The organism is Methylobacterium sp. WSM2598 (assembly GCF_000379105.1).
Taxonomy (GTDB): domain Bacteria; phylum Pseudomonadota; class Alphaproteobacteria; order Rhizobiales; family Beijerinckiaceae; genus Methylobacterium.
This window is the reverse complement of the sequence record NZ_KB900609.1, coordinates 3,654,536-3,680,909: the sequence shown is the minus strand read 5'-3', so window position 1 is coordinate 3,680,909 and position 26,374 is coordinate 3,654,536. Positions and strand designations below refer to the sequence as shown.

Genomic DNA, 26,374 nt, shown 5'->3' with positions numbered 1-26,374 from the left:
CCCACTAGACGAGCCCGCGGCCGGGACTGATCAAGACTGTAAACCTCTCGGAAAAGGGCGCGGGCACAAGGTTCGAACCGTCATGCCCGCCCGCAAGCGTCCGTGACAATGCTGGCTTGATCTGTTATCGCCAGCGCGTCCAAGCCTGGACACGCCCTGCTTTGTCATTTGCCATGATGCTCACCTCGGATGCTCTCGCGGGAGCCGGCCTCGGTCCCTGGCGCCGACGCCGCATGATCGCGCGCGGGGCCGGCATGGACGCCGGCCCGGTTCGGCGCCATTGTGGTGCGCGGCCTCTCGACGCGCGCGTGTTGTTTCCGGTGCCGATCAGACCCGATTTCCTCCGCCCGGCCCTCGTGGTTCCACCGGAGGCCGCGCCATGACGGGCGCCGCCCAGCGGATCTACGTGGTCGACGACGAGCCGGACGCCCGCGCGATGGTCGGCGACTACCTGCGCCTGCACGGGTTCGAGGTGGATCTCTGCGACGGCGGCGCCTCCCTGCGCCGCCTCCTCGCCGCGCGCCCCCCCGACCTCATCGTCCTCGACCTCAACATGCCGGACGAGGACGGGCTCTCCATCGTGCGGGACCTCAAGGCGCGCAGTCAGATCCCCATCATCATGCTCACCGCCACGGCGAGTCCCATCGACCGGGTGGTCGGCCTCGAACTCGGGGCCGATGACTACCTGCCCAAGCCCTGCGAGCTGCGCGAGCTCGTGGCCCGGGTGCGCTCCGTCCTGCGCCGCGCCGCGCAGACCCGTCCGGCCGGGGCGCCCGAGCCCCGCGAGCCCGGCGGCGTCCGCTTCGGGCGGATGCGGGTCGATACCGAGACCCTGCGGCTGCGCGACGAGAGCGGGGCCGAGCAGCTCCTCACCCGCTCCGAATTCGCCCTGCTCAAGGCCTTCCTCGACAATCCCAAGCGGGTGATGAGCCGCGAGCGGCTCCTCGACCTCGCCGATGCCCGCGACCCGGACGCCTTCGACCGCGCCATCGACGTGCGGATCAACCGCATCCGCAAGAAGATCGAGCCCGATCCGGCCAACCCCCGCTTCATCAAGACCGTGCGCGGCCTCGGCTACGTGTTCCGTCCCGACGGCGATTGACCCTCCCGCCGCGATCCGGTGGAACTCAAGTCTCGCTTCCCCGTTCATGCTCCAATCTCGGCATTGAATTCGATGGAGGCGAAGATGCTGAAAGGCGGACTCCTGTGGCTGATCGGAATTCCCCTGCCGATCATCCTGATCCTGTTCTTCCTCGGCTACCTGCATTGAGGTTCTGAACCTGGCCTGAGCGGTCGGCGGTGTCCGGGCGGAGCAGCCCGGGCACCGTCTCGGCGCGCGCCTCGGCCGCCGCGCGCCGCCGCGTGGAATCCCGCTTCCCCTCCTCTTGAAACCGCGCGGGGGCGCCCGCATGTAAATGTCGTTCACATTCACATCTCCTCGGGAGACACGACGTGACCTTTTCCTCCGCCCCCTGGTCGAACGGCCGCTCCTGCCGAGGCGCCGGTCCGTTCCCGCGCCGCTCCCTGGAGATCGGCGCGATCGTCCTCGGTTTCATCTATGTCTGGCCCGTCGCGGCCGCCTACGTGGTGTGGAAGCTCATGGGATACCCGGCCCTCGACGAACTGAAATCCTTCGCTGAGCGCAACCTCCGCGGCGGGTTCGTCCGCCGGGAGGCGTTCCGGCAGGGCACCGGCAACTCGGCCTTCGAGGAGTACCGCCGGCGCGAGCTGGACCGCCTCGAGGAGGAGCGCCGCCGCCTGGAGGAGGAGAGCCGTGCCTTCACGGACTTCGTGGAGGAACTGAAGCGCGCCCGCGACCGCGAGCAGTTCGACGCCTTCATGGCCCGCCGCAAGGCCGGCACGAACTACTGAGGGCCCGGGCGGGCTCGCACCGTCCCAACTTGACGCTCCGGCCGGCATCGGCCATCGTCAGCAAGGTCAAGCCAACGAGGCTCTCCGCGCGGACAGCGCGGAGAGCCTTCGCCGTTCAGGATGAGGCGGGACCGCATGACCACGTCCAACCGCTCGACGCATATCCGGCTCACCTCGCATCCGGAGCCGGGCGCCGCCCGCTGGCCGATCCGCTGGGGCGCCGCCGATCCGCGCGAGCGCGGCCCCGTGATCGGCACCGTCACCAACCCGGCCGACCGCAACGTGATCGGGGCGAATGGCGGGGCCTATTCCCTCTACCGGGCGCTCGCCATCGCCGGGCGCGCCCTCAACCCGCTGGCCCGGCCCGACCTGACGAACACCCATCCGGTCGTGCCGATCGGCCCGCACCCGCAATGGAGCGAGCCGGACCGCATCGTCTCCCTCGACCCCTGGGGCCACCTGCCGGGCGAGGTCTTCGCCCGCGAGATCGCCACCGGCGCCGACATCCGCCCGACCATCGCGATCACCAAGGCGCGGCTCTCGCTGCCGGAGATCCTGGCGGCGATCGGCGCCCACCGCCTCGCGCCGGACGGCGCGATCCTGCATCCGGGCGGCGACATCTCGGTGGTGAAGATCGCGGTCGATCCGGTCTGGCACCTGCCGGGCGTCGCGGCGCGGTTCGGGACCAGCGAGACGGCCCTGCGCCGCACGCTCTTCGAGCAGACCGGCGGCATGTTCCCGGAACTGGTGACGCGGCCCGACATGCAGGTCTTCCTGCCGCCGATCGGCGGCTGCACGATCTACATCATGGGCGACGCGGCGCGCATCGCCGAGCCGCGCACCCGCATCGCCTGCCGGGTCCACGACGAGTGCAACGGCTCGGACGTGTTCGGCTCGGACATCTGCACCTGCCGGCCCTATCTCACCCACGGCATCGAGGAATGCGTGCGGGAGGCGCAGGCGGGCGGCGTCGGCGTCATCGTGTACAATCGCAAGGAGGGGCGGGCCCTCGGCGAGGTGACGAAGTTCCTGGTCTACAACGCCCGCAAGCGCCAGGAGGGCGGCGATTCCGCGGCCACCTACTTCGAGCGCACGGAATGCGTGGCCGGCGTGCAGGATGCGCGCTTCCAGCAGCTGATGCCCGACGTGCTGCACTGGCTCGGCATCCGCCGCATCGACCGGCTGATGTCGATGTCGAACATGAAGTACGACGCGATCACCGGTTCGGGGATCGCGGTCGGCGAGCGGGTGCCGATCCCGCCGGAACTGATCCCCCCGGACGCGGCGGTGGAGATCGAGGCCAAGAAGGCGGCCGGCTACTACACGCCCGGCGAGGCGCCCGATGCGGGGGCGCTCGACGCCGTGAAGGGGCGCGACCTGGAGCGGTTCTGAGCCGGACCGCCGCCCGGCCGGCCGGGGCTGTCCGGCACGCTCCCGGAACCCGCACCGGGCCCCGCGCCGGCGGCGTCCCCGATCCCGAGTGCAAGGAGAGTGTCGTGAGCGGACAGCCCGTCAGCATCGAGGCCGCCCCGGGGGTGCGCTGGCTCCTCACCCCGGAGGCCGTGCGCGCCCGCGCCGAGGGCCTGCTCGCGCTCGGGCTCGACGGGGCGCTCGATCACTTCGCGGTCCATCCCGAGAAGCTCGGGGCCTGCGCGGACGCGGTCGTGGAGACGATCCGGGCGAGCTACCCGGACCTCGCCATCCCGTACCACGCCCGCTGGCGGCACTTCTCGGTCGGCGGCTTCGACCGCTGGGGCAGCCTCGCCGAGGCGGCGCCCTGGGAGGAGGCGGCCGCGCGGGCGCGGGCGGCCTTCGACCTCGTCATCGTCAGCGTGCTCCTCGACGCCGGCGCCGGCCCGACCTGGCGCTACGAGGAGGGCCGGACGGGCGAGACCTACGCCCGCTCGGAGGGGCTCGCGGTGGCGAGCTTCGACCTCTTCATCTCCGGCCTGTTCTCCGAGGTGCCGGAGGATCCGTTCCGGGTCGATGCCCGGGCGCTGGCGAGCCTCTCCGTCGCGGACCTCGCCCGGGGCTTCCAGGTCTCGCCGACGAACCCGCTCGTGGGTCTCGACGGGCGCACTGCCCTCCTCAACCGGCTGGGGCAGGTCGTGGCGGCCGACCCGGACGGGTTCGGGCCGCAGGCCCGGCCCGGCGGCCTCTACGACCTCCTCGCGGCGCGGGCGGTGGACGGGGCCCTGCCCGCCCCCGCGCTCCTCGCCGCGCTCCTCACCCATCTCGGGCCGATCTGGCCGGGCCGCATCGCCCTCGATGGGGTCGATCTCGGCGACACGTGGCGCCACCCGAAGGCGGGAGGGGAGGGGGAGACGGCCGGGCTCGTGCCCTTCCACAAGCTCTCGCAGTGGCTCGCCTACTCGCTGCTGGAGCCCCTGGAGGCGGCGGGCCTCTCCGTGACCGGCCTCGACGCGCTCACCGGCCTGCCGGAATACCGCAACGGCGGCCTGTTCCTCGACAGCGGCGTGCTCTCCCTCAAGCGCCCGGACGAGGCCGCGCGGGCGCATCCGGTCGAGTCCGAGCTGGTGGTCGAGTGGCGGGCGCTCACCGTGGCGCTCCTCGACCGGCTGGCGCCGCTCGTGCGCGAGCGGCTCGGGATCGCGGATCCGGCGGCGCTGCCGCTCGCCAAGGTGCTGGAGGGCGGGACCTGGGCGACGGGGCGGCGGCTGGCCCGGTCCCTGCGTCCCGACGGGACGCCGCCGCTCACCATCGCGAGCGACGGCACGGTGTTCTGAGATGCCGGACCGGCCTAAGCTTCGGTCAGGAATCCGGCAGCTTCGGCCAAGAATCCGGTCAAGAATCCGGCCAAGGCTGTTTCGAGGGCGCGCCTGCTTCGAGGGCAAGGCTGCTGCAGGGGGATGACGAGGATGCAGGTTGCGAGCACGCGGGAGACGACGGGCGCCGCCCCGGTGACGGTCGTTTCGCATCCGCTGGTGCAGCACAAGCTGACGCTGATGCGGGACAAGGCGCGCTCGACCAAGGGCTTCCGCCAACTCCTGAACGAGATCGGCACGCTGCTCGCCTACGAGGTGACGCGCGACCTGCCCCTGGAGCCGGTCGAGATCGAGACCCCGCTCACGACCATGCAGGGCGTGCAGATTGCCGGCAAGAAGCTGGTCCTGGCGCCGATCCTGCGCGCCGGCATCGGCTTCCTCGACGGGATGCTCTCGCTCCTGCCCTCGGCCCGCGTGGCGCATGTGGGCCTCTACCGCGACCCGGACTCCCTGGAGGCGGTCGAGTACTACTTCAAGGCCCCGTCCGACCTCGCCGACCGCACGGTGCTGGTCCTCGATCCGATGCTCGCCACCGCCAACTCGGCCATCGCGGCGGTGGACCGGCTGAAGGAGCGCGGCGCCCGCGACCTGCGCTTCGTCTGCCTGCTCGCGGCGCCCGAGGGGCTCGCCAAGTTCCAGGGCGCGCATCCCGACGTGCCGGTCTGGACCGCCTCGGTCGACAGCCACCTCAACGAGCACGGCTACATCATCCCGGGCCTCGGCGACGCGGGCGACCGGATGTACGGCACGCGCTGAGGCGCGCGGGCCGAGGGACTTGCACCGAGGGACTTGCACCGAGGGACTTGCGGGCTGAGGGGCTTGCCAACCTCGGCCGAGCTGTCAGGTAGTGCGGCGAACGACCCGCGAGGAGACGCCCCATGCCCGCCATCCCCGAGACGATGCGCCAGGTCCGCTTCACCGGGGCCGGCGGGCCGGAGGTGATCGGGATCGAGACCGCCCCGGTGCCGAGGCCCGGCCCCGGCCAGGTGCTGATCGCCGTCGCGGCCGCGGGCGTGAACCGGCCCGATTGCCAGCAGCGCGCCGGCAAGTACCCGCCGCCCCCCGGCGCCACCGAGATCCCCGGTCTCGAGGTGGCGGGCCGCGTCGTCGCGCGCGGCGAGGGCGTGACCGGGCTGTCCGAGGGCGACGAGGTCTGCGCCCTGGTGATCAGCGGCGGCTATGCCGAGTACTGCGTCGCCGAGGCGCCGCTCTGCCTGCCCCGGCCCCGCCCGCTCTCGCTCCTCGAAGCCGCGAGCCTGCCGGAGAACATCTACACCGTCTGGACCAACGTGTTCGAGCGCGGGCGGCTCGCGCCGGGCGAGCGCTTCCTCGTCCATGGCGGATCGAGCGGCATCGGCTACACGGCGATCCAGATCGCCAAGCACGCCGGCGCCACAATCTACGCCACGGCCGGCTCGGCGGAGAAGTGCGCCTTCTGCGAGACGATGGGGGCGGACGCGGCCATCAATTACAGGGAGGCGGATTTCGCCGAGGAGGTGAAGCGCCTGACCGGCGGCAAGGGGGTCGACCTGATCCTCGACATGGTCGGGGCCGCCTACCTGGAGCGCAACCTGAAATCCCTGGCCCTGGAGGGCCGGCTCGTCGTGATCGCCTTCATGCAGGGCTTCAAGGTCGACGGCTTCAACATGACGCCGATCATGGTGAAGCGCCTGACCTTCACCGGCTCGACGTTGCGCCCCCGCACCACCGCCCAGAAGGCCGCCATCGCCGAGGGGCTGCGCCGCGAGGTCTGGCCCTGGCTCGAATCCGGCGGCTTCAAGCCGGTGATCCACGCGACCTTCCCGCTGGAGCAGGCGCGGGAGGCCCACGCGCTGATGGAATCGAGCGCGCATCTCGGCAAGATCATGCTGACGACCGGCGCCTGAGGCCACCGCTCCGAGGAACCGTGGCTGCCCGGCATCCGTTGCCCGGGCAGAGCGCCGCCCGCGAGCGGCCCCCATTCCCGGAGAGATCCCATGGCCCTTGACGATCGCGCCCGCATCGAGACGGCGACCGAAGCCCGCCAGGGCGCCCGCGGCAAGCCCGTCCTCTACGTGCTCCTCGGCAGCCTCGCGCTCCTGGCGATCGCCACCGTGGCGCTGCTGACCTGGAACGGCGCCAACGCGCCCAAGGATTACGCCAGCAAGAGCCAGGACGCCTCGCGCGCCCAGATCACCGGCTCGGCGGACGGCAAGGGCAACGCCGCGAACCCCTCGGCGAACAGCGCCGGCGTCCCGGCCGGCAACCCGGCCTACCCGTCCCCCTCGCAGCCGGCGACGACGGGTTCGACCAACCAGCGCTGAGGGGCTGACACCAACGGCCCGGGATGCCGAGGCATCGGGCCGTTGACCGCCTCGAATTTTCGACGGGCGCCATCTCGACAGGCGCCGAGAGCGTGACGACACGTCGAGAACGGACCCGACGGTCATGTTTCATGACCGTCGATGTTCGATCGCCCTGCCGCCTGCGTGGGACGGGGCCGGACGGTGCCCGGCCAGCCGGCGCGTCGGGATCCCGCCCGCCTCAGCGCGTCGGCACCGGCTCTGGCCCGCGGTAATCGTAGAAGCCGCGCTTGGTCTTGCGGCCGAGCCAGCCGGCCTCGACGTACTTCACCAGGAGCGGGCAGGGCCGGTACTTCGAATCCGCCAAGCCCTCGTAGAGCACCTGCATGATCGACAGGCAGGTGTCGAGGCCGATGAAGTCGGCGAGCTGCAGCGGCCCCATCGGGTGGTTCGCCCCGAGCCGCATCGCCGTGTCGATCGAATCCACCGAGCCGACGCCCTCGTAGAGCGTGTAGATCGCCTCGTTGATCATCGGCAGCAGGATGCGGTTGACGATGAAGGCCGGGAAATCCTCCGACACCGTCACGGTCTTGCCGAGCCGGCTGACGAAGGCCCGGGCCGACTCGAAGGTCGGGTCCTCCGTGGCGATGCCGCGGATCAGCTCGACGAGCTGCATCACCGGCACCGGGTTCATGAAGTGGATGCCGATGAAGCGCTCCGGCCGGTCCGTCGAGGCGGCGAGCCGGGTGATCGAGATCGACGAGGTGTTGGTCGCCACCATCGTCTCGGGCCGCAGCGACGGGCACAGGGCCGAGAAGATGGTGCGCTTGATCGCCTCGTCCTCGGTCGCCGCCTCGATGACGAGGTCGCAGGGGCCGAAATCGTCGAAGCTCTCGACCGGGAGGATCCGCTCGATCGCCGTGCGGCGGCCCTCCTCCGAGATCGTGCCCTTGCCGACCTGGCGCTGCAGGTTGCCGTTCACCGTGGCGAGCCCGTTCTTCAGGCGCTCCGGGTCGCGGTCGTTGAGGCGCACGTTGAGCCCGGACAGCGCGCAGACATGCGCGATGCCGCTGCCCATCTGGCCGGCCCCGATGATCCCCACGGTCTTGATCTCGATGCCCATCGCCCCGCACCTCACAGGGACCCAACCCGCAGCGGGGCCCTCTCGCACATCACGATTCTATCACGCCATGCGGGGCCGCGCCGTCGCAGCAACACGACAGCCGGCCCCGCTCTCATCATCCGCGAGCCGCCCCGCGCGGGGCCGTGCCCGTCAACCCTTGGCCCGTCAACCCTTGGCCCATCAACCCTTGGCCTTGGCGATCTCCTGGCGCAGCTCCGGCACGATCTGGAACAGGTCGCCGACCAGGCCGTAATCCGCGACCTGGAAGATCGGCGCCTCCTCGTCCTTGTTGATCGCCACGATCACCTTCGAGTCCTTCATGCCGGCGAGGTGCTGGATCGCCCCCGAGATGCCGACCGCCACGTAGAGGTCGGGCGCCACGACCTTGCCGGTCTGGCCGACCTGCCAGTCGTTGGGCGCGTAGCCCGCATCCACCGCGGCCCGCGAGGCGCCCACCGCCGCCCCGAGCGCGTCCGCCAGCGGCTCGATCAGCTCCTTGAACTTCTCCGCGGAGCCGAGCGAGCGCCCGCCCGAGACCACGAACTTGGCGGAGGCCAGTTCCGGACGATCCGATTTGGCGATCTCCTCGCCCTTGAACGCGGATTTCGCCTCCGGCGCCGCCGCGGCGGCCGCCGCCTCGATCGGAGCCGCCGCGCCGCCCGCCTCCGCCGCCTTGAAGGCGGCCGTGCGCACAGTGATCACCTTCTTGGCGTCGGTCGCCTGCACGGTCTGGATCGCGTTGCCGGCGTAGATCGGCCGCTCGAACGTGTCGGGCGACACGACCTTGATGATGTCCGACACCTGCGCCACGTCGAGGAGGGCGGCCACGCGCGGCAGCACGTTCTTGCCCTCGGTGGTCGCGGCCGCGATCACCGCGTCGTAGCCCGCCGCGACCTCGGCCATCAGGGCGGCGGTCGGCTCGGCGAGCAGGTGGTCGAAGGCGGAGTCCTCGGCCAGCAGCACCTTCTCGACGCCGTCGAGGGCGGCGGCGGCCTCGGCGGCCTGCCGGCCTCCCGCGCCGGCCACGAGGGCGTGAACGGGGGCGCCGAGCTGCTTGGCGGCGGTCAGCGCCTTGAGGCTGGCATCCTTGAGCTTGCCATCGGCGTGCTCGACCAGGAGGAGGGTGGCCATGTCGCTTGTCCTCGATCTCGGGAGGCGCGTCAGAGGACGCCGGCCTCGACCTTCAGCTTGTTGACGAGTTCGGCCGGCGAGCCGACCTTGACGCCCGCCTGCCGGCCGCCGGGCTCCACGGTCTTGAGCACCTTGAGCCGCGGGCTCACGTCGACGCCGAGCGCCTCGGGCTCGACCGTGTCGAGGGGCTTCTTCTTGGCCTTCATGATGTTGGGAAGGCTGGCGTAGCGCGGCTCGTTGAGGCGCAGGTCGGTGGTGACGATGGCCGGCAGCTGCAGCGTGAGCGTCTGCAACCCGCCGTCGATTTCGCGGGTCACGTCGAGGGCGCCCTCGCCGGCCTCGATCCGGTAGGCGAAGGTGCCCTGGGGCCAGCCCAGCAGCGCCGCGAGCATCTGCCCGGTCTGGTTGGAATCGTCGTCGATCGCCTGCTTGCCGAGGATGACGAGGCTCGGACCCTCCTTGTCGACCAGCGCCTTCAGGATCTTGGCGACGCCCAGCGGCTCCACCGCGGCGTCGGTCTTGACCAGGATGCCGCGGTCGGCACCCATCGCCAGCGCGGTGCGGATGGTCTCCTGGGCCTGCTGCGGCCCGATCGAGACGGCGACGATCTCGGTGACCTTGCCCTTCTCCTTCAGGCGGATCGCCTCCTCGACGGCGATCTCGTCGAAGGGGTTCATCGACATCTTGACGTTGGCGAGCTCGACGCCCGAGCCGTCCGGCTTGACCCGGATCTTCACGTTGTAATCGACGACCCGCTTCACGGGCACCAGGACCTTCATGACCGTCGTTTCCTTCCGGGCCGGGAGGCCGTGCCGTCGCGCGCGCCGCGCGCAAGCCCGCCGACCATCCCTTTTGGGAGCAAGGTGCCGGACCGTAACGGCCGATTTTCCGAAATGTCAACGCGGGCGAAAGCCCGGGCCGGGGCCGCCGCGCGGGCGGCGGGGGGCCCGGCCGGGGGTTGGTTTCGAAAGATCGGTACGGTCCCGGCAGGGCGGCGGCGGCGCCTCAGGCGCGGTTCTGGCCGGGCACCCAGAGCACGTCCCTGGCGCCGCCGTCGTTGGCGACGCGCGAGGCCACGAACAGGAAGTCGGAGAGGCGGTTCAGGTACTGGATCGCCACCGGCGAGACCCGCTCGCCCGGCGTGGCGGCGAGCGCCACCGCGAGCCGCTCGGCCCGGCGGCAGACCGTGCGGGCGAGGTGCAGGGCGGCCGCGGCGGGCGTGCCGCCCGGCAGCACGAAGGAGCGCAGGGGCGTCAGCGCGGCGTTGAGCGCGTCGATCTCCCGCTCCACGCGCTCGACCTGGGCGGCGACGAGGCGCAGGGGCTCGTAGGGCAGGGGCTGGTCGCTCTCGGGCGTCGCGAGGTCCGCCCCGAGATCGAACAGGTCGTTCTGGGCGCGCGAGAGCATCGCGTCGAGCTCGCCGGTCGTGTGCTGGCGGGCGAGCCCCAGGCAGGCATTGGTCTCGTCGACGGTGCCGTAGGTCTCGATGCGCAGGTCCGCCTTGGAGCGGCGCTCGCCACTCGCCAGGGCGGTGGTGCCGGCATCGCCGGTGCGCGTGTAGATGCGGTTGAGGACGACCACGGCTTCTCGCTTCCCGACGCTTGGCGGCTGTCGGGACCGTCTACACGAGGGGGCGCGCGCTTCCAATTGGACAGAGGGCGCGCGGCCGCTGCCGTCCGGCCGGCGAGCGGAGGGTCAGAACGTGTAGGCCACCTTGCCGCCGACATTGGTCAGGCCGCGATTGGCGACGCAGAGCCCCGCATTGGACTGGTGCTCGATCGTGGCGAGCACGCTCCAGTGCTCGGTCAGGCGGAAGCCGAGCGAGGCGGCCTCGCGGAAGAGCGGCGAGCAGCCGAGCGCGTTGAAGTTCGGCGGCACGAAGCGGCCGGTGGCGCCGTTGTGGAACGAGGCGCCGAAGAAGCCCTCGACGAAGATCCGGTCCGTGATGTCGAAGGTCCAGGTCGCGCCCAGATAGGCGTAGCTGGTGCGGCCCGCGGTGTTGTAGCTGCCGCCGACGGTGGGCCGCGGCACGAACTGGCTCCAAAACGGGTCCGCCGGGACCACCGGCTTGGCGAACAGCACCTCGCTCACGACGTTGCCGCTGCCGGCCTCGGGACTCCAGGGGTCCTGCGCCGAGCCGCCGATGCGGAACTCCGACACGATGCTGAGCGGCTGCACCGGCGGCCGATAGGCCGGCACCGGCACCGGCGCCGCGAGATCGGCCGCGACGGCCGGCACCGCCGCCGCCGCGGCGGCAAGACCCAGAAGGTTGGCACGCATGTCGTCGAGAACCCGAAGCAGCCCTGCGGGGAGCCGGGGCGAGCCTAGCCCCGGCCCGGTCCCGGCGTCCCAGGGATGCGTGCCCGCCCGCGTCCTTTTCCTCTGGTTGCGTCCGGCATGCCACACTACTCCTGGGTCAGGTCCGGCGCCGCCGAGGACCCGGGCTCAGCGGCCCGGCGCGCGCAGCCCCAGGATCCGGATGACGAGGTACACCGCGAGCGCCGAGCCCCCGGCGATGCCGAGGGCGAAGAGGGAGGCCGCCTCGTGCTCGGCGAAGAACAGGCCCTTGGTGTTCATGCCGAACACGCCCGTCACCAGGGTGGGCGGCAGGAACAGGGCGGTGAGCACCGACAGGGTGAAGAGCTGCCGGTTCGTCTCCTCGGCGAGCCGCGCCGAGAGCTCCTCCTGCAGGAGGCGGCTGCGATCGGCCATGGCCAGCATGTCGCGGTCGAGGGAATCGAGCCGCTGGGCGATGCGGGCCGCGGCCGCGACCTCGCGGTCGGGCAGGCCCTCCGCCTCGCCCTCCTCCTCGAAGCGGTGGAAGACCGCCCGCAGGCCGAGGAGCTGGCGGTGCAGGCGCACGGCGTCGCGGCGGATCGGGCCGAGGCGGCGGCGCTCGACGCGCGAGGTCTCCTCGATGACGTGGTCCTCGATGGCGTCGAGCTCCTCCGAGAGGGCCGCGCCCTCCTTCGCCATGGCGCCCACGACGTGGCCGATCAGCGCCTCCAGCAGGCGCACCGGCGAGGTGATCGGCAGGCCTTCCTGGGCGGCGTCGCGGGTCGCGTCGGGGCCGACCACCGGGTGGCGGCGGCCGCTCACCAGGAAGCGCGGCCCCATCACGACGTGCAGGCGCCCGGCCGGGTCGACCTTCGCCCGCGCGCCGTCGCGGGCGAGGTCCGCCACGACCCCGCCGACGAAGCCGCCCTCGACGGCGATGCGCTGGTGCGCGTCGCGCCCCAAGGCCGAGGCGGCGAGCCGCGGCGGGCCGAGCCGGCCCTCCGCGATCATCGTGTCGAGGCGCGCGTCGACGAGGTTGAGGTGCAGCCAGAGGAAGCCCTCGCCGAAGCTGCCGAGGGCCGGCAGATCCTCGTCGTGCCCGACGAGCCGGCCGCGCCCCGTCTCGTCGAAGATCATCGCGAAGAGCAGGCCCGGCAGGGCCGGCTCGTCGCACAGGAGCCGCGGCAAGGCGGCCGGGGCCGGCGCCGCCATGCTCAGAACACCTGCGACGAGACCGCGTAGAGCAGGCCCGACAGGAGCATGGCGACCGGCAGGGTGAGCAGCCACGCCATGGCGAGGTTGCGCAGGGTGCCGGGCTGCAGCCCCGAGCGGTTCGCCGCCATGGTGCCGGCGGCGCCCGAGGACAGGACGTGCGTGGTCGAGACCGGCAGCACGCCCAGGAAGTTGAACAAGCCCGACCAGACCACCGCGACGGTGGCGGGCAGCGAGTGGCTGCAGATGACGGTGGCGACGGCGTTGGCGGTGTCGTGGAAGCCGGTCACGAACTCGAAGGCGAGCGCGATGGTCAGTGCCACGAAGGGCAGGATGACGGGCGGGGAGGTGACGACCGCCGTTCCGGTCTCGATGACGTCGATGCGCATGCCGCAGGCCGCGCAGAGCAGCGCGCCGCCGAGCACCGCGACGAAGATCGCGGCGGCGAGGACGGAGGTCCGGCCGTCGAGATTCGGCCGCCCCTCCTTCGGTTGCGGCGTTCCGGAGGGACCCGCCACCGGACCCAAGCCGCCGACCGCCGAACGCGACATCGCCGCTCCCCCGTTCTGGCCGGACTCACGGGCGAGTCCTTGCGCGGACCCTGATCCGCGGGGGGCGACACCCGTGTGACAGGCGCGGGCAGGTGCCGCGGGGGCCGGAGGGATCAGGGCAGGCGCGGCCGTCATCCGAAATCCGGCGGATTGCTTCGCCATCTCCCATTTCGGCCATGCGGATGTCGGGTCGGCTTCGCTCAGGCGCCGCGCGGGCGTGTCATCCGCTGCCCGGAACTGATCGTCCGGAAAGCGGATCGCGGGCCGTGAGGCGGGGCCGCCGCGGCCCTCGCCGCGGCGGCCCTTCAGCCCCGTCCTGCGTCATGCCGGCGGGACGCGCCTACTCCATCATGCCCATCAGGTCGCCGACGCGCATGTTGCGGATGGAGTCGAGGGACATGCCGCCCATGCCGCCTCCCATCCCGCCCATCATGCCGCCGATCTGGCGCATCCAGTAATTGGCCTGCCGCATGGCCGAGCGGCTGCCGGGCCCGCCGAGCCCGGCGAGGCCGGCCGGGATGCCGTAGCCGCGCCCGGCGACGTGCCGTCGCGACGCCGCGCGCGGGACCGGGCGGTCCATCATCGCGGTATGGGCGTAGCCGCGCCGCATCGCCAAGCGCGTCGGAGCCGGCCGGGGCGTCATCATCCGGGGGACGGGCCGGGCGGTCATCAGGCGCGGGGCGGGCCGGGCCTGGGCCATGCGGCGGAGCTGGACCGGCCGCGCGGCGGCTTGACGCTCCGCGATCCGCCGCTCGGCGACTCGGTGCCTGGTGATTTGGCGCTCGGCGACTTGCCGCTCGGGGCCACGCGCGACCGGGCGCGGCGCCGCTGCCTGCTGGGTCGGGGCCTGCACCTCGTTCATCACGGTGCGGCAGGCGGGACTCAGATTCGCGGATTCCCGCCGCAGGCAGGAGGTGATCGCCCCGATATTGGGGATCGCCGAGGCGCAGAGGCGCCAGACGTCCGGCGTGCAGGCAGCCCGCTGCTGGGCGGTGCCCTGCGCGAAGGCGGGCGGGCCCGCGAGCAGCAGCGTGACCGCTGCGAAGACCGAAGAGGATCTCATGCGCGTGTTCCTCTACCAAGTGAGGCTGACAGCTTCCTCGAAGAAGCCGCCCTTGTCTCGCGCCCCCTCAACAACGCGGCGGTGTGGCGGCGCACGGCCTGCGGCGCTTTTCTTCGAACAACACAGTCCGATCTGGTCGTATCGAGCGCCCGTGGTCAGGCCGTGCGGGTCCGCGGGCGGGCGGCGTGGCCGACGCGGCTGTAGCGGCGGCCGTAGCCGAAATAGATAGCCCCCGAGCAGCGCGGCGAAGACCATGAAGAACAGGTTCGAGCGGTAGGGCGTGCGCCAGGTCGGGTGGATCGCCGCGAAGAAGCGCGGCAGCAGCCGGTCCTGCGCCATGGCGTAGAAGACCCGCAACTGGCCGTAGAGCAGCACCAGCATGACGGTGCTGAAGCCCGCGATGACGCCGAGCGTCACCAGCGCCTGCAGGGACGGGAAGGGCGTGCGCGCGGTGGCGGTGGCGACCGGGGCGGCATCGCCCCGCATCGCGTCGGAGCGCACGAGGCCGGTCAGCACGGCCGCGAAGGCGATGTACAGGACGGTGCAGATCGCGAGCGAGCCGAGGATCCCCACCATCATGGTGCGCTGGGGGTTCTTCACCTCCTGGGCCGCCGTCGAGACCGCGTCGAAGCCGATATAGGCGAAGAACACCACCCCGGCCGCCCGCATGATCCCGCTGCAGCCGTACTCCCCGAAGGTGCCCGTATTGTCCGGAACGAAGGGGACGTAGTTCTGCGCCTTGACGTAGAACAGGCCCCCCCCGATCACGGTGAGCACCACCGCGACCTTGACGACGACGATCACGGCGTTGACCCGGGCCGATTCGCGGGCGCCGCGCCTCAGCAGGAGGGAGATCACGCAGAGGATTAGCACCGCCGGCAGGTTGACGAGGCCGCTGGTCCGGGTGCCGTCGGCGAGCGCGACCTTCTCGAAGGGCGAGTGCAGCAGCCGCGGCGGCAGGGCGATGCCCCAGCCCTGCAGCAGCGTCGCGACGTATGTCGACCGGCTCACCGAGACCGTGGCGGCCCCGACCGCGTATTCGAGCACGAGGTCCCAGCCGATGATCCAGGCGACGAACTCGCCCATCGTGGCGTAGGCGTAGGTGTAGGCGCTGCCCGAGACCGGGATCATGCTGGCGAGTTCGCTGTAGCACATGCCCGCGAAGGCGCAGCCGAGGGCCGCGATGGCGAAGGAGATGACGACCGCCGGCCCGGCATGCTCGGCCGCCGCGATGCCGGCGAGCGAGAACAGGCCCGCCCCGATGATCGCCCCGATCCCGAGCCCCACGAGGCTCCAGGGGCCGAGGCTGCGGTGGAGCCCGTGCTCGCCCGCCGCCGCGTCGGCGTTGAGCCGCGCGAGCGGCTTCGTCCGCAGCAGCCCGCCCGTCCCGCTCGCCATCGCCACCTCCCCCGACGATCAGCGCGCGCGGATGATGGGCCGGCCGATCAGCCGCTCAACGCGCGAGCTGCCGCAGGGACCGCCGGACTTCGCCGGTCCGGGGCGGGTGCCTCAGGGGGCGGCGGCGGCGAGGTCCGCCGGCGCGCCCGCCTCCTCCTCCGCCTCCGGCTCCTCGTCCCAGATCGCGGCGCGCGCGGGCAGCAGCCGGGCGACCAGGGCGGCGATCTCCTCCGGGAACGTGCCGCTGCGGTCGAGGGCGAAGGCCGTGTCGAGGGCGGGGACGAGGCTGTCGATCAGGGGGCCGGGCGATCGGTCGGCGCGCGGACTCGCCGCCGTCTCGGACAGGGGCGCGCGGGCGAGCATGGCGGGGCCGCTCCTGGGCACGCGCCGCCGCGCGCGCCGGGCCGGGGCGCGGGAGGCTGCGACTGACGACGATCGATGAAGCGGGACTATAGGGGCGCTGCATGAACGGCGGCTGACACGACCGGCCCGGCGGCGTTCAGGGAGCGTGGCTCCGGGGATGTCGCGCGGGATTCCGCGCCGCGGCGCGCCCCGGGGCCGGTCGGGCGAGGGGCCGGCCCGCGGCGATGAGCGGGCGGAGCCGCGACCCCGCCCTCGCCGCCCCTTAGGGGAACTGGACCGCGTCCACCACCTGGCGGAACCGCGGCAGGGTGGCGTCGCGGTCCTGCGCCCGCACCACCCCCACCGCCCGGAAGTAGCCGTCGGGCTTGAAGCGGATCGTCTGCGACACCACCACCGCCATGCCGGAGGGGATGTCGGTCGCCCGCGCCACCAATTCGTGCCAGTCGGCGCCGCCCTGCCGGAAGCTCTGCGCGCGCTCGATGGCGAAATCCTTGAGGGTCTGGTTGGAGTAGAGCGCCGCCTTGGCGAAGGCGTCGCGCTGGTCGGGCGGGAGCGGCGGCTGCACCGCCTCGGCCAGAACCAGGATGGGCTGCTCCAGGCTGGTCATCTGGTCCTTCGGCCCGTCGGTGTAGAGCACCGAGTTGCCGGCCAGCACCCGGACCGGCCGGAAGCCCGCCGTCTCGGTCACCCGGAAGGGCAGGGCGGCGACCTGCTGGTCGAGGCTGAGCGCCGCCCGCACCCGCACGCTGGTGAGCATCTTGCGCATCGCCTCGTCGGTCTCGGCGCCGGGCAGCATCTGGCCGATCACCAGCCCGGTCACGGTCGGGTCGGCCACGAGCAGCACCCATTTGGCGATGGTCGGGGCGCCGGGCTGCTCGATCGGCTGCTCGCCCGTGAACAGGATGCCCTTGGCCTCGCCGGCGAGGGTCAGCTCCTCGCGGTTCTTCACGGTGAGCCCCTGGGCCTTCAGGCTCTCGGCCGTGAAGCTCGCCGTGAGGGCGGAGAAGTCCTGCGGCGGCAACTCGACCACCGAGACCGTGGCGCCGCCGCCCGGCCGCTCGAAGCCGGTGAAGCGGCGGGAGACCTGCATGTCCTGGATCGGCTCGAAGCCGAAGCGGGAGCCGGGCGGATAGACCGGCTCGGCGGCGTGGGCCGCGCCCGCCAGGACGAGGCTCACGAACAGGGCGGCGAGGACGCGCAGGGACATGGTCGCGATCTCCTGCGGACGGCTCTGCGAGCCGACCGGGTGCAGGGCGCGATGCGTCGCCGCCCGGCCGCTGTCAAGCGCGGCCGGACAGGGTGACGCGTCGCAGGGTGAGGTTCACCCGCCCGCCCGGCGGCACCGGCACCGGCTCCGGCAGGGGCGGCGCCCCGAGCAGGTCGGGCGGCTCCGGGACGATCCGGTCCACGCCGTGGAAGATCAGCCGCGAGGCGCCGCCGATGACGAGGGCGTCGCCGCTGCGCAGGCGCAGGGAGCGGGTCGGATCCCCCCGCCGCGGGCCCCCGTAGCGGAACAGGGCCGTCGCCCCGAGGGAGAGCGAGAGCACGGGGGCGTCGAGCGCGTCCTCGTCCCGGTCCTGGTGCAGCCCCATCCGGGCCCCCGGCGCGTAGAGGTTCACGAGGCAGGCCTCCGGCGGGTCGGGATAGGCCGCGAGGTCGCTCCAGGCCGCCAGCAGGGCGGGCGGGATCGGCGGCCAGGGCACCCCGGTCCCGGGATGCGCGGGCTGGTAGCGGTAGCCGGCCTGGTCCGAGACCCAGCCGAGGGGGCCGCAATTCGTCATCCGCACCGAGAAGGGCTTGCCCGTCCGCGGCATGGTCGGGGTGAAGGCGGGCGCCCGCGCGAGCGCGTGGGCGAGGTCGGCGGCGAGCGCCGCCTGGCCGGCGGCGTCGAGGTAGCCCGGATAATGGATCAGGCCCGGCGCGAGTTCGATCAGGAGCGGCCCCCTCGGCGTTCGCTCGAGCCTCCATAGCACGTCCTGCCGAAGCGGATGCCGGTTCGGCGTAGACCATGCGGCGCAATCAAACACCTGGAGCAGCGCGAGTGCACCGTGATCGGGCTCCGCTCCACGCAGAATCGCATGGGGCAATTCCGCTCGGTCCCTTGGTGTCGCATCATGCCTCGCCGACGCGGTCCTTCGGCTCGCCGCCGAGCCGGTGACCCCCTCGGCACCGGCCGGTCCCGGCCGGCGGAAGGATGCTGAGGCCCCGGGCGGCGCCTGTCCCGCCCCTCAGCCCGGCGGCCGGGGCGATCCCTCGTCGGTCTGGCCCGCCTCGCGGGCGGCGCGGGCGCGCTCGGCCCTCACCTCGCGCTCCGCCAGCAGCCAGAATTCCAGGTCGAAGCCGTCCGGGCGGTGGTTGCGCTCCCAGAGTTCGTGGGCCCGCTCCCGGATCTGCTCGGGCGTGATGTCGGGAAGGCTTGCCATCTCGGGTTCCGATTGCCGCGCGGCGGCCGGCGGCCGCCGGACCTGACGAGGAGGCGCCGCCCGGCGCCGCGGAGCCTCGCGGCTGCGCCGGGCAGGCTCCGTCCTAACGAGGAATGCATGCCGTCGGGTCCCCGTCCGTCGCGATCCTTTCCGCGCGGGGACCCGGGTTGCGGCGGCGGCCGCGAGGGCCGCGCGATCCCCCGTCCATCCTCGCCCGGGCGGGCCCGAGGGGGCGCCCCCGGTCTCGGGGCGTCCCGGCCAAGCGCGCCGGGCAGCCATGTCCGAAAGCCCGATGGATCCTGGCGGCTGCTCCGGTTATTGACATAGGTGAAATCCGGCCCAACGGCGCAGTCTTGCCGCTCAGGTGACGACCATGACCGACCCGGTGACCCACTGCCTGCGCAAGCTCGACCACGCCTCCGGCGTGACCGCGGCGGGCGCCAGCGCCCTCGTGACCGAGGCGCTCGACGAGCTCGAATCGGCCTATGGCCGCGCGTCCGAGCGCATCGTCGCCCTGGAGGCCGTGCTCCACGACTACGACGACCGGGTCTCGCACCGGCGGGGCACGCCCTTCCACCGCTTCCTCGTCACCGCGATCGACCGCCGGCAGGGTCGGCTGGTCGAGGGCCGCCTGATCGAGGGCGACCGGTCGACGAAGCGGGCCGGCCGCCCCCTCGCGGCGATCCGGCACGGCTGAGAGGTGGAGATCCCTCGACCTCCGTCACACCACTCCGCGGTGATGCCAGAACGATAGCGTGGCCTGTCCGGTCCGCCTGTCGCGACGGGGCGAGGCCCGACGGGGGCGCGACCTCGCGGCCGCCGTGATCGAGCGACGCGCTCGCGACGCGAATCGCGCGATGTCCAGCCGCTGAGGCTCCCTGACCCCTGACCCCGCCGCGTCGCGGGCCGCCGGAGCGGCGCGCCGGCCGGTCAAGGTTTTGTCCGATGCCGGTGTATCCTCGGCCCCGCGCCGCCGCGGGACGGCAGGCGACGCTGCGACCGGAGGAGAGGCATGCAGCCCGTCACGCCGGCGATCTGGTCCCCCGCCGAGGCCGCCCTGTGGGACCGGATCGCCGCCCATCCCTTCGAGGTGCCGGGCCGGGACCTCGACTTCACCCGCCGCCTCGCCCGCGACCGGGGCTGGTCCCTGGCCTTCGCCCGCGGCGCCGTGGCGGAGTATCGCCGCTTCTGCTTCCTCGCCTGCCTCGGGGCGGGTCCCGTCACGCCGAGCGAGGAGGTGGACGAGGTCTGGCACCTCCACCTCACCGACTCGCGCGACTACTGGGACGTCTGGTGCCGCGACGTGCTGCGCACCCCCCTCCACCACGAGCCGGCGGCGGGCGGACCGGCCGAGCGGGCCCGCCTCGTGCGCCAGTACGCCGAGACCCTCGCCCGCTACGAGGCCCGCTTCGGCCCGCCCGGCCCGCTGTTCTGGCCGGGCACGCGGGCGCGGTTCCGCAGGACCCCCCGCTACCGCACCGTCGACACCGACCGGACGATCGTGCTCGCCCGCCCGCGCCTGCTGCGCGGGCCCCTGCGCGCGGCCGCTGCCCTGGCGGCCCTGCTCGCGGGGCTGGGCGCGCCGCCGGCCGCGGCCCTGCCGGCCGATCCCCTCGACTGGCCCGGACCGCCCTTCCTCCAGCTCTACGCGGGGCTCGCGGCGGCCGCCCTCCTGATCGCCCTGGCGCTGCGCGCCGCCTGCCGGGGCGGCGAGGCGCCGGCCATGCCGAAGCTGAGCCTGCCCGACCTCGCCTACCTGGCGGGGGGGCCGCAGCGCGTCGCCGACGTGGTGGCGCTGGCCCTCTACGAGCGGGGCGGCGCCTCGGTCGACCCGGCGAGCCGGCGCATCCTGGTCTGGCCGCACCGCCCGCCGCTCCCCTCGGAGCTCGAACCGTTCCGGCCGCCCGCGGGGGACCGCAGCCGCGCGGAGCTGCGGGCCGCCCTCGACGCCCCGGTCGAGCGGCTCTCGCACGCGCTGGCCGCGCGCGGCCTCGTGCCGCCGCGGGAGCGGGTGCGCCTGCTGCGGGGGATCGGTCTGGCGGTGCTGGGGGCGGTGCTCGCCCTCGGCCTCGCCAATCTCGGGGTCGGCCTGTCGCGGGACCGGCCGGTCGGCTTCCTGGCCCTGATGATGGGCGCGACGGCGCTCCTCGGGCTCTGGACCCTGCTGCATCCCATGACGCGCACCCGGGCGGGCGACCGCGTCCTGGAGGTCTACCGCTCCCACCACGCGCGGGCGGCGCGGGCCCCGCTGCCGAACGAGGTGCTGTTCGCCTTCGCGGTCTCCGGCGCGCTCGCGCTGGTCGGCACCGAGCTGACCGGCTTCGTCGCCTTCCTGCGCCCGCCCGGCGGCAGCGACGGCGGCGGGGGCGGCGACGGCGGCGGTGACGGGGGCGGCGGGGGAGGGGGCTGCGGCGGCTGCGGCGGTGGCGGCGGGGATTAGCCCCGGGGCGCGGCGCCGGCGGGCGCGGCCCTGCGCTCCTCCTCGAAGGGGCAGAGCCGGATCGTCTCGAGGGCCAGCGCGCCGCGGGCGGTCTCGACCTCGATCCGCTCGCGCAGCGGCACCCAGCGGATCGCCGGCTCCCGGTCCGGCGGGCGCGGGACCGGCGGCACCGGCTCGGGCGGCGGCGGCGGCAGGGGGAGCGCCACGGGGCTGAGCCGGACCCGGAAGCGGCGCCCGTCCGCCTCCCCCTCCCAGCCGCCCGCCGCGGCCTGGGCGAGGTTCACCGGCTGGACAAGGAGCGAGCGCGCCACCCGCGCGGCCGCGACCCGGTCGTCGATCCACAGCCAGCCGAGGCGCGACTGCACCAGGCCGCGCTGGAGGGCGAGGCTCAGCATCGCCACGATGGCGAAGGCCGCCAGCGCCTCGACCAGGGTGAAGCCGGCCCGGCCCGCCTCGCCCGAGATCCGGCCGGCCGCGGCGCGGATGCCGGCCCCGCGCGGGCGCCGCGCGGGGCCGGGACGCGCGTCACTCGCGGCCGATCGGGGCACCGCCGCGCTGCCCTTCGGGCCCCAGGGAGAGGATCGCGTAGGGGCCCGCCTTGCCGGGGGCCCGGTACTCGTAGGGACGTCCCCAAGGGTCGGGCGGCACATTGGTCTGCTTCAGGTAGGGACCGCCCCAGCTCTCGGCGGAGGGCGGGCGCTGCACCAGGGCCTGCAGGCCCTCGCTCGTCGAGGGATAGCGCCCGTTGTCGAGGAAGAAGAGGTCGAGGGCCGAGGCGAAGGACTCGATCTGCAGCTTCGCGGTCCGCTCGCGGGAACTCGACAGGTAGCCGAGCACCCGCGGGCCGGCGAGGCCCATCACGAGGCCGAGGATCACCAGCACGACGAGGAGTTCGACGAGGGTGAAGCCGGCGCGCGCGTCGCGGCGCGCGGGCGGCGGGGACGAGGGGCGGTCGAGGATCATGCGCCGGAACCCGGGATCATCATGGCAGCGGAGCATCCGGTGAGGGAAGAATAAGGCATCGTGTGGACAGGTCGCGGCCACGGCAGGATCAGACCAGAAGGTCGTTGATGCTCATCAGCGCCGTCATCACCGAGATGATCAGCCAGGCGATCAGGACGCTGACCAGCACCATGACGGCCGGGCCGACGATCGCGATCAGCCGGCCGAGGGCGGCCTCGAGCTTCACCTCGTAGAAGGCGGCGACCCGCTCGGCGCTGTCGGGCAACTCGCCCGCCTCCTCGCCCACCCGCAGCATCTGGACGACGTGGCGCGGGAACAGCCGGCGCTGGCCGAGCGCCTCGGACAGGCGCTGCCCCTGGCGCACGTCGGCGATGACCCGGTCGATCTCCGCGCCCGCCCCGGGCAGGCGCACGACGCCGCGGATCAGCCGCAGCGCCGTCGAGATGTCGACTCCGCCGCCGACCAGGATCGCCAGCGTCCGGCAGAAGGTCACGGTGAGTTCGTGCGCGAGCAGCGTGCGCACGACCGGCAGCCGGGCGAGGAGCCCGATCCACAGGCCGCGCTCGCGCCCGAGCCGCGCCAGCACCAGGGCGCCGCCGAGCAGGCCCGCGAGCCCGATCCCGATCAGGTCGAGATGGGCGTTCACCGCCGCCGAGAGATTGAACACGAACAGGGCGGCCGGATCGATGCGGTCGCGGAAGCCCTGCAGCGCCACCTCGAATTTCGGGATCAGGTAGATCAGCACGAAGGCCAGCACCGCGAAGGCGGCCGCGACCAGGAAGAGCGGGTAGGCGATGGCCGAGACGAAGCGGCGGCGCAGGCGCTCGCCGCGCTGGCGCTCGGCCGCGAGGCTCCCCAGCGCCCCTTCGAGGCGCCCCGCCGCCTCCGCCACCTCCACCATCTTGCGATAGATCGGCGGGAACAGGCGCGGGTGCCGGGCCACCGCCTGGGAGAGGCTCCTTCCCTGGCCGAGGGAGAGGTGGAGGTCGCGCAGCACGCCGACGAGCCAGCGCCGCGTCTCCAGCTGCGCCAGGATCTGGAGCGCGTCGGTCAGCGTCACGCCGCCCCGCAGGAGCATGGCGAGGTCGAGGGTCATGGCGGTGATGTCGTCCGGCCGCGGCTCGGGCCGCAGCAAGTCGCGCCAGCCCCGGCCCCCGGCCGGCCGCGCCGTCGCCGAGAGCGGCGTGAAGCCGGCCCGGTCGAGCTGGGCGATCACCTCGGCGCGGCTCTCGGCCTCGATCGCCCCGGTCTGGACGCGTCCGGCCGGGTCGAGGGCGCGGTACTCGTAGGTCGTGCTCACGGCGGCCCGCCCGCGAACCAGACGGCGAGGAGGGCCGGCGCCAGGAAGGCCCCGAACGGGATCTTGTCCCCGCGGCCGATCGGGCGCGCCCGCAGGCGGCTCGCGGCCACGACCGCGAGCCCGCCGAGGCTCGCCAGCAGCAGCGCCCAGGCGAAGCCTTCGAGCCCGGTGAGGAGTCCCCCCGCCGCCGCGAGCTTCACGTCGCCGAGGCCGATGCCGTCATGGCCGCGCCGGCGGTAATAGGCCTCGCGGATCAGCCAGAGGCCGCCGCCGCAGACGAGGCCGTCGACCGCGAGCGCCGCCGCCTCGGCGCGCGGCTCCCCGGCGCCCAGGCGCGCCGCCGCGGCGACGAGCCCGATCGCCGCGACGGTGCCGTCCGCGATGGTGAGGCTGACCACGTCCTGCCAGACGACCTGCGCCACCGCGGCGAGGAGCGCGAGGGCGAGGACGAGGCTCAGCGCCTCGGGCGAGCCGAGCCACAGGGTCGGGGCGAGGGCGAGGGCCACCCCGGGCAGGACGAGGCGCCCGGCCCTGCGCGCGAGCGCGGCGGTGCCCGTCGGATCAGCTGCGTGCACGGCCGCTTCCCACCGGATCGTCCCGCCGATTCATGCCACGCGCGCCGCGATCCCGCACCAGGTCGGGTCCGGCGCACCACCCTCCCGGCGCACGCCGCCCGTCAGCGCTTGAGCACCGGGGCCGCCGCGCGGGCGCCGCGGCGCACGCCCGCGTCCAGGAGCTGGCCGCGGTAATCCTCGGCCACCCGCTGCGCGTCGCGGCCGCTGCGCACCACCACCGGGCGGATGAACACGACCAGCTCCGTCCGCTCGTCGGCATTGTTGGTCGAGCTGAACAGGGCGCCGATCTGCGGCAGCCGGCCGAGGATCGGGATGCCGTCGCGCTCGCGCTGGTGCTTGTCGCTGATCAGCCCGGCGAGCAGCACCGTCTGGCCGTTCGCCACCGAGATCGTGCTCGCCACCCGGCGCTTCGAGATCGTCGGCGTGAGCGTGTCGGAGCCGCCCACCACCGCGGAGATCTCCTGCTCGATCTGCATCGTCACCGCGTCGTTCTGGCCGATGCGCGGGATCACGTTGAGGATGATGCCGGTGTCGCGGAACTCGACCTGGTTGATCAGCGGCGCGTTGGCGAAGTCCACGCTCTGGGCCTGACGCGTCGTGATCGGCACCGAATCGCCCACCTGCAGCGTCGCCGGCTGGTTCTCCAGCACCACGAGCGAGGGCGAGGACAGCACCTTCACGTCCGTGAAGCCGTCGAGCGCGTTGATCACCACGTCCGGCCCGGAATAGCCGCCCACCAGGAAGTTGAAGCCGTTGCCGGGCTTGAGGACGTTGCTGGCGCCGCTCGCCGCCGCGCTGACCAGACCGACCGAGCCCTTGTTGCGGCCGAGCCCCAGGCTGCGGCTGTCGAGGAAGAACTGGACGCCGTGCTTGAGCTCGTCGTTGAGCTTCACCTCCGCGATGGTGACGTTGACGGCGACCTGGGCCGGCACCGCGTCGAGGCGGCGCAGGGCGGCGTAGACCTTCTTGTACGTGTCGCCGTCCGCGTAGGTGACGACCGCGTTGTTGGCCGGGTCGGCGCTGATCGCCACGCCGCGCCCGCGCCCGTTCGGCTGCGTCGTCAGGTCGATCATGGCGCTGTTCATGCCGCCGCCAGCCAAGCCGCCGCCCATGCCCCCGCCCATGCCGCCGCCCGGATCCGCCGGGGCGGCCGGCACCGCGTCGCCGAAGGCCGAGGCGAAGCGCGCCCGCAGGAGCTCGTTGCCGTTGCCGCCCGGCTGCGAGGCCGGCAGCCCGGAGCCGCCCGGGCTCGACAGGCCGCCCCCGCCGAAGCCGGAGCCGAGCCCGCCCTGGCCCGACGATCCCGCGCCGCCGAGCCCAGACCGGCCCTGCTGGCCGAGGCCCGGCCCGGTCGGCCCCGCCGCGAGGCCGCCCTGGCCGTTGCCGAACAGGCCGTTCACGACCCGGGCGAGCTCCCGCGCGTCCCGGTAGCGCGCCTTGTAGACGAAGACGTTCTCCTCGGCCGCCTCGGTGACGTTGTCGAGCTTGCGGATGAAGGTCTCGGCACGGCGGATCAGGGCCGGGTTCTTCGACAGGACCAGCACCGCCCGCAGCCGCGAGACCGGCTTGAACTGGATCAGCCCCGAGCCGGCGCCGTTCTCCGAGGTGTCGAAGAGCTGGGCGAGTTCGGCCACCACGGCCTCGGGCCGCACGCGGCGCAGCTCGAACAGGCTGACCGACTGGCCGCGCATCCAGTCGCCGTCGAGAGACAGGATGGCGCTCACCGCCTCCTGGCGCTTGGGGCCCGGGCCCTTCAGCACGATGGTGTTGCGGGAGATGTCGAAGCGGACCCCGTCCGCCTCGGTGACGAAGCCGGAGACGAGGCGCGACATCACCGCGGCCGAGACGTGGCGCAGGGGCACGACCGATACGCCGTAGCCCGCCTGCGCGCCCGAGCCGAAATTCACCGAGCCGGAGCCCAGGGCGGTCGGGGCGATCAGGTAGCCGCTGCCGTTGCGGGTCAGGGCCAGCCCGTGGCTCGCCAGCACGCTCTCGATCGCGCCCAGCATCTCGGCCCGGGTCAGGGGCCGCGGCGAGGAGATCGTCACCTGCCCGGCGACGTCCGCCCCGAGCGTGTAGCTGAGGCCGAGCGTCTCGTTCAGGACCGTGTGCAGCACGTCCTTGATCTCGGCCCGCTCGAAGTTGAGCCGGAAGCTGCCCTCGCCCGTCGCCGCATTGCCGACGTCGAGGGGCTCGCCGAGATCGACCGGCAGGCCGCCCGTCGTCTCGATCGGCTCCGGCGGGAAATGGTAGCTGCGCCCCGGCGCGCGGTCGCGCGGGACGAGGCCGCCCTCCCGCCCCGCCTTCGCGCCGACCGGAGGGGTCGCGCGGGCGGTGAGGTCGAGGTTGAGCTCCGGCCCGGCCAGCGTCGCGCGGCCCGCTTCCTGCGACCGCAGCGGCCCGACGAAGCCCAGGAGCCCTGCAATCAACAGCGCTCCGGAGACAATGCGCGCCCTGTGCATGTGAGTTCGGTCCGAAGTGCGTTGGCGCAACCCTAGGCAGGGCCCCCGGGGGTGTCAATTTGTTTCCACTTATTAGGACTTGTGGCGAAGCGCCTGTGACTGTTTTATCACGCCATCATGAAATTGTTAGACTGCAATACTGGATAGGAAATT

Annotated in this window: 28 protein-coding genes; 10 read left to right on the top strand and 18 right to left on the bottom strand. The window is 73.2% G+C overall.

All coding sequences use genetic code 11. From position 1 onward, the window contains the following. Positions 1 to 379: 379 nt before the first annotated feature. The 8 genes from MET2598_RS0117585 to MET2598_RS0117550 all read left to right on the top strand — a co-directional run bounded on the left by MET2598_RS0117585 (position 380) and on the right by MET2598_RS0117550 (position 6,961). Complete coding sequence (locus MET2598_RS0117585) at positions 380 to 1,102, top strand: response regulator (protein ID WP_012331872.1); 723 nt, start codon at positions 380 to 382, stop codon at positions 1,100 to 1,102. Between the two features lie 18 nt (positions 1,103 to 1,120). After that, the gene (locus MET2598_RS42520) at positions 1,121 to 1,270 is read left to right on the top strand and encodes a hypothetical protein (RefSeq protein ID WP_210163414.1); all 150 of its coding nucleotides are present in this window, start codon (positions 1,121 to 1,123) and stop codon (positions 1,268 to 1,270) included. A gap of 182 nt (positions 1,271 to 1,452) precedes the next feature. Then, positions 1,453 to 1,872 (top strand): DUF2852 domain-containing protein, encoded by a 420-nt coding sequence (locus MET2598_RS0117575; protein WP_018261749.1) that lies wholly within the window; start codon positions 1,453 to 1,455, stop codon positions 1,870 to 1,872. A 135-nt stretch (positions 1,873 to 2,007) separates the two neighbouring features. Further along, positions 2,008 to 3,264, top strand: a complete 1,257-nt coding sequence (locus MET2598_RS0117570) for a GTP cyclohydrolase II (RefSeq protein ID WP_012331874.1) — start codon at positions 2,008 to 2,010, stop codon at positions 3,262 to 3,264. Positions 3,265 to 3,368: 104 nt separating this feature from the next. Beyond that, the gene (locus MET2598_RS0117565; RefSeq protein ID WP_018261748.1) at positions 3,369 to 4,619 is read left to right on the top strand and encodes a URC4/urg3 family protein; all 1,251 of its coding nucleotides are present in this window, start codon (positions 3,369 to 3,371) and stop codon (positions 4,617 to 4,619) included. Positions 4,620 to 4,751: 132 nt separating this feature from the next. After that, a complete protein-coding gene (gene upp, locus MET2598_RS0117560) occupies positions 4,752 to 5,414 on the top strand; it encodes a uracil phosphoribosyltransferase (RefSeq protein ID WP_012331875.1) in 663 nt (220 codons plus the stop codon). Positions 5,415 to 5,536: 122 nt separating this feature from the next. Then, a complete protein-coding gene (locus tag MET2598_RS0117555) occupies positions 5,537 to 6,544 on the top strand; it encodes an NAD(P)H-quinone oxidoreductase (RefSeq protein ID WP_018261747.1) in 1,008 nt (335 codons plus the stop codon). Between the two features lie 90 nt (positions 6,545 to 6,634). Then, positions 6,635 to 6,961 carry a hypothetical protein gene (locus MET2598_RS0117550; RefSeq protein WP_012331877.1) on the top strand — a complete coding sequence of 109 codons (327 nt, stop codon included), beginning with the start codon at positions 6,635 to 6,637 and terminating at the stop codon, positions 6,959 to 6,961. Positions 6,962 to 7,181: 220 nt separating this feature from the next. Here the strand turns inward: MET2598_RS0117550 and MET2598_RS0117545 are convergent, their stop codons facing one another. The 13 genes from MET2598_RS0117545 to MET2598_RS0117485 all read right to left on the bottom strand — a co-directional run bounded on the left by MET2598_RS0117545 (position 7,182) and on the right by MET2598_RS0117485 (position 18,481). Next, positions 7,182 to 8,063, bottom strand: a complete 882-nt coding sequence (locus tag MET2598_RS0117545) for a 3-hydroxybutyryl-CoA dehydrogenase (protein ID WP_012331878.1) — start codon at positions 8,061 to 8,063, stop codon at positions 7,182 to 7,184. 180 nt (positions 8,064 to 8,243) lie between these two features. After that, the gene (locus MET2598_RS0117540; protein WP_012331879.1) at positions 8,244 to 9,194 is read right to left on the bottom strand and encodes an electron transfer flavoprotein subunit alpha/FixB family protein; all 951 of its coding nucleotides are present in this window, start codon (positions 9,192 to 9,194) and stop codon (positions 8,244 to 8,246) included. Between the two features lie 29 nt (positions 9,195 to 9,223). Further along, positions 9,224 to 9,973, bottom strand: a complete 750-nt coding sequence (locus MET2598_RS0117535) for an electron transfer flavoprotein subunit beta/FixA family protein (protein WP_012331880.1) — start codon at positions 9,971 to 9,973, stop codon at positions 9,224 to 9,226. A 226-nt stretch (positions 9,974 to 10,199) separates the two neighbouring features. Then, positions 10,200 to 10,775 carry a cob(I)yrinic acid a,c-diamide adenosyltransferase gene (locus tag MET2598_RS0117530; RefSeq protein ID WP_012331881.1) on the bottom strand — a complete coding sequence of 192 codons (576 nt, stop codon included), beginning with the start codon at positions 10,773 to 10,775 and terminating at the stop codon, positions 10,200 to 10,202. Between the two features lie 114 nt (positions 10,776 to 10,889). Next, positions 10,890 to 11,474, bottom strand: coding sequence for an acyloxyacyl hydrolase (locus MET2598_RS0117525; RefSeq protein WP_012331882.1), 585 nt, complete (start codon positions 11,472 to 11,474; stop codon positions 10,890 to 10,892). Between the two features lie 165 nt (positions 11,475 to 11,639). Continuing rightward, the gene (locus MET2598_RS0117520; protein ID WP_012331883.1) at positions 11,640 to 12,683 is read right to left on the bottom strand and encodes a transporter; all 1,044 of its coding nucleotides are present in this window, start codon (positions 12,681 to 12,683) and stop codon (positions 11,640 to 11,642) included. A gap of 2 nt (positions 12,684 to 12,685) precedes the next feature. Beyond that, positions 12,686 to 13,234 carry an inorganic phosphate transporter gene (locus MET2598_RS0117515; RefSeq protein ID WP_018261746.1) on the bottom strand — a complete coding sequence of 183 codons (549 nt, stop codon included), beginning with the start codon at positions 13,232 to 13,234 and terminating at the stop codon, positions 12,686 to 12,688. Positions 13,235 to 13,574: 340 nt separating this feature from the next. Next, a complete protein-coding gene (locus MET2598_RS0117510) occupies positions 13,575 to 14,297 on the bottom strand; it encodes a hypothetical protein (protein WP_018261745.1) in 723 nt (240 codons plus the stop codon). 12 nt (positions 14,298 to 14,309) lie between these two features. Continuing rightward, entirely contained in the window at positions 14,310 to 15,695 is a 1,386-nt protein-coding gene (locus MET2598_RS0117505; RefSeq protein ID WP_018261744.1) for an amino acid permease, read from the bottom strand. Positions 15,696 to 15,806: 111 nt separating this feature from the next. Further along, entirely contained in the window at positions 15,807 to 16,058 is a 252-nt protein-coding gene (locus tag MET2598_RS0117500; RefSeq protein ID WP_018261743.1) for a hypothetical protein, read from the bottom strand. A gap of 262 nt (positions 16,059 to 16,320) precedes the next feature. Next, positions 16,321 to 17,265: a hypothetical protein gene (locus tag MET2598_RS0117495; RefSeq protein WP_012331888.1), complete on the bottom strand. Its 945-nt coding sequence runs from the start codon at positions 17,263 to 17,265 to the stop codon at positions 16,321 to 16,323. 73 nt (positions 17,266 to 17,338) lie between these two features. Further along, positions 17,339 to 18,031, bottom strand: coding sequence for an alpha-ketoglutarate-dependent dioxygenase AlkB (locus MET2598_RS0117490; protein ID WP_018261742.1), 693 nt, complete (start codon positions 18,029 to 18,031; stop codon positions 17,339 to 17,341). A gap of 255 nt (positions 18,032 to 18,286) precedes the next feature. Continuing rightward, positions 18,287 to 18,481 carry a DUF2934 domain-containing protein gene (locus MET2598_RS0117485; protein ID WP_018261741.1) on the bottom strand — a complete coding sequence of 65 codons (195 nt, stop codon included), beginning with the start codon at positions 18,479 to 18,481 and terminating at the stop codon, positions 18,287 to 18,289. Positions 18,482 to 18,854: 373 nt separating this feature from the next. On the opposite strand from MET2598_RS0117485, the gene MET2598_RS0117480 reads away from it, so the two are divergent. Beyond that, positions 18,855 to 19,178, top strand: coding sequence for a hypothetical protein (locus MET2598_RS0117480; protein ID WP_012331891.1), 324 nt, complete (start codon positions 18,855 to 18,857; stop codon positions 19,176 to 19,178). Between the two features lie 315 nt (positions 19,179 to 19,493). Continuing rightward, entirely contained in the window at positions 19,494 to 20,921 is a 1,428-nt protein-coding gene (locus MET2598_RS0117475; RefSeq protein ID WP_018261739.1) for a TIGR04222 domain-containing membrane protein, read from the top strand. On the opposite strand, the gene MET2598_RS0117470 is transcribed toward MET2598_RS0117475, so the two are convergent. From MET2598_RS0117470 to gspD, 5 genes are all read right to left on the bottom strand, one after another. Continuing rightward, the gene (locus MET2598_RS0117470) at positions 20,918 to 21,469 is read right to left on the bottom strand and encodes a prepilin-type N-terminal cleavage/methylation domain-containing protein (protein ID WP_012331893.1); all 552 of its coding nucleotides are present in this window, start codon (positions 21,467 to 21,469) and stop codon (positions 20,918 to 20,920) included. The two genes, MET2598_RS0117475 and MET2598_RS0117470, sit on opposite strands and share 4 nt — an antisense overlap. Beyond that, on the bottom strand, positions 21,447 to 21,884 hold the full coding sequence (gspG, locus tag MET2598_RS0117465; RefSeq protein ID WP_012331894.1) for a type II secretion system major pseudopilin GspG: 438 nt from the start codon (positions 21,882 to 21,884) through the stop codon (positions 21,447 to 21,449). Before gspG ends, MET2598_RS0117470 begins: the two co-directional genes overlap by 23 nt. A gap of 88 nt (positions 21,885 to 21,972) precedes the next feature. Continuing rightward, the gene (locus tag MET2598_RS0117460; RefSeq protein WP_018261738.1) at positions 21,973 to 23,184 is read right to left on the bottom strand and encodes a type II secretion system F family protein; all 1,212 of its coding nucleotides are present in this window, start codon (positions 23,182 to 23,184) and stop codon (positions 21,973 to 21,975) included. Beyond that, the gene (locus MET2598_RS0117455) at positions 23,181 to 23,759 is read right to left on the bottom strand and encodes a prepilin peptidase (RefSeq protein ID WP_012331896.1); all 579 of its coding nucleotides are present in this window, start codon (positions 23,757 to 23,759) and stop codon (positions 23,181 to 23,183) included. Before MET2598_RS0117455 ends, MET2598_RS0117460 begins: the two co-directional genes overlap by 4 nt. 101 nt (positions 23,760 to 23,860) lie before the next feature. Continuing rightward, entirely contained in the window at positions 23,861 to 26,188 is a 2,328-nt protein-coding gene (gene gspD, locus MET2598_RS0117450; protein WP_018261737.1) for a type II secretion system secretin GspD, read from the bottom strand. Positions 26,189 to 26,374 lie beyond the last annotated feature (186 nt).

What these genes read in the sequence shown, in the direction of transcription:
- MET2598_RS0117555 (WP_018261747.1), top strand. Translation starts at nt 5,537, where the DNA reads ATGCCCGCCATCCCCGAGACGATGCGCCAGGTCCGCTTCACCGGGGCC.
- MET2598_RS0117585 (WP_012331872.1), top strand. Translation starts at nt 380, where the DNA reads ATGACGGGCGCCGCCCAGCGGATCTACGTGGTCGACGACGAGCCGGAC.
- MET2598_RS0117535 (WP_012331880.1), bottom strand. Translation starts at nt 9,973, where the DNA reads ATGAAGGTCCTGGTGCCCGTGAAGCGGGTCGTCGATTACAACGTGAAG.
- MET2598_RS0117545 (WP_012331878.1), bottom strand. Translation starts at nt 8,063, where the DNA reads ATGGGCATCGAGATCAAGACCGTGGGGATCATCGGGGCCGGCCAGATG.
- MET2598_RS0117510 (WP_018261745.1), bottom strand. Translation starts at nt 14,297, where the DNA reads ATGAGATCCTCTTCGGTCTTCGCAGCGGTCACGCTGCTGCTCGCGGGC.
- MET2598_RS0117495 (WP_012331888.1), bottom strand. Translation starts at nt 17,265, where the DNA reads ATGTCCCTGCGCGTCCTCGCCGCCCTGTTCGTGAGCCTCGTCCTGGCG.
- MET2598_RS0117525 (WP_012331882.1), bottom strand. Translation starts at nt 11,474, where the DNA reads ATGCGTGCCAACCTTCTGGGTCTTGCCGCCGCGGCGGCGGCGGTGCCG.
- MET2598_RS0117515 (WP_018261746.1), bottom strand. Translation starts at nt 13,234, where the DNA reads ATGTCGCGTTCGGCGGTCGGCGGCTTGGGTCCGGTGGCGGGTCCCTCC.
- MET2598_RS0117550 (WP_012331877.1), top strand. Translation starts at nt 6,635, where the DNA reads ATGGCCCTTGACGATCGCGCCCGCATCGAGACGGCGACCGAAGCCCGC.
- MET2598_RS0117485 (WP_018261741.1), bottom strand. Translation starts at nt 18,481, where the DNA reads ATGGCAAGCCTTCCCGACATCACGCCCGAGCAGATCCGGGAGCGGGCC.
- MET2598_RS0117500 (WP_018261743.1), bottom strand. Translation starts at nt 16,058, where the DNA reads ATGCTCGCCCGCGCGCCCCTGTCCGAGACGGCGGCGAGTCCGCGCGCC.
- MET2598_RS0117570 (WP_012331874.1), top strand. Translation starts at nt 2,008, where the DNA reads ATGACCACGTCCAACCGCTCGACGCATATCCGGCTCACCTCGCATCCG.
- MET2598_RS0117475 (WP_018261739.1), top strand. Translation starts at nt 19,494, where the DNA reads ATGCAGCCCGTCACGCCGGCGATCTGGTCCCCCGCCGAGGCCGCCCTG.
- gspG (WP_012331894.1), bottom strand. Translation starts at nt 21,884, where the DNA reads ATGATCCTCGACCGCCCCTCGTCCCCGCCGCCCGCGCGCCGCGACGCG.
- MET2598_RS0117480 (WP_012331891.1), top strand. Translation starts at nt 18,855, where the DNA reads ATGACCGACCCGGTGACCCACTGCCTGCGCAAGCTCGACCACGCCTCC.
- MET2598_RS0117520 (WP_012331883.1), bottom strand. Translation starts at nt 12,683, where the DNA reads ATGGCGGCGCCGGCCCCGGCCGCCTTGCCGCGGCTCCTGTGCGACGAG.
- MET2598_RS0117540 (WP_012331879.1), bottom strand. Translation starts at nt 9,194, where the DNA reads ATGGCCACCCTCCTCCTGGTCGAGCACGCCGATGGCAAGCTCAAGGAT.
- MET2598_RS0117505 (WP_018261744.1), bottom strand. Translation starts at nt 15,695, where the DNA reads ATGGCGAGCGGGACGGGCGGGCTGCTGCGGACGAAGCCGCTCGCGCGG.
- upp (WP_012331875.1), top strand. Translation starts at nt 4,752, where the DNA reads ATGCAGGTTGCGAGCACGCGGGAGACGACGGGCGCCGCCCCGGTGACG.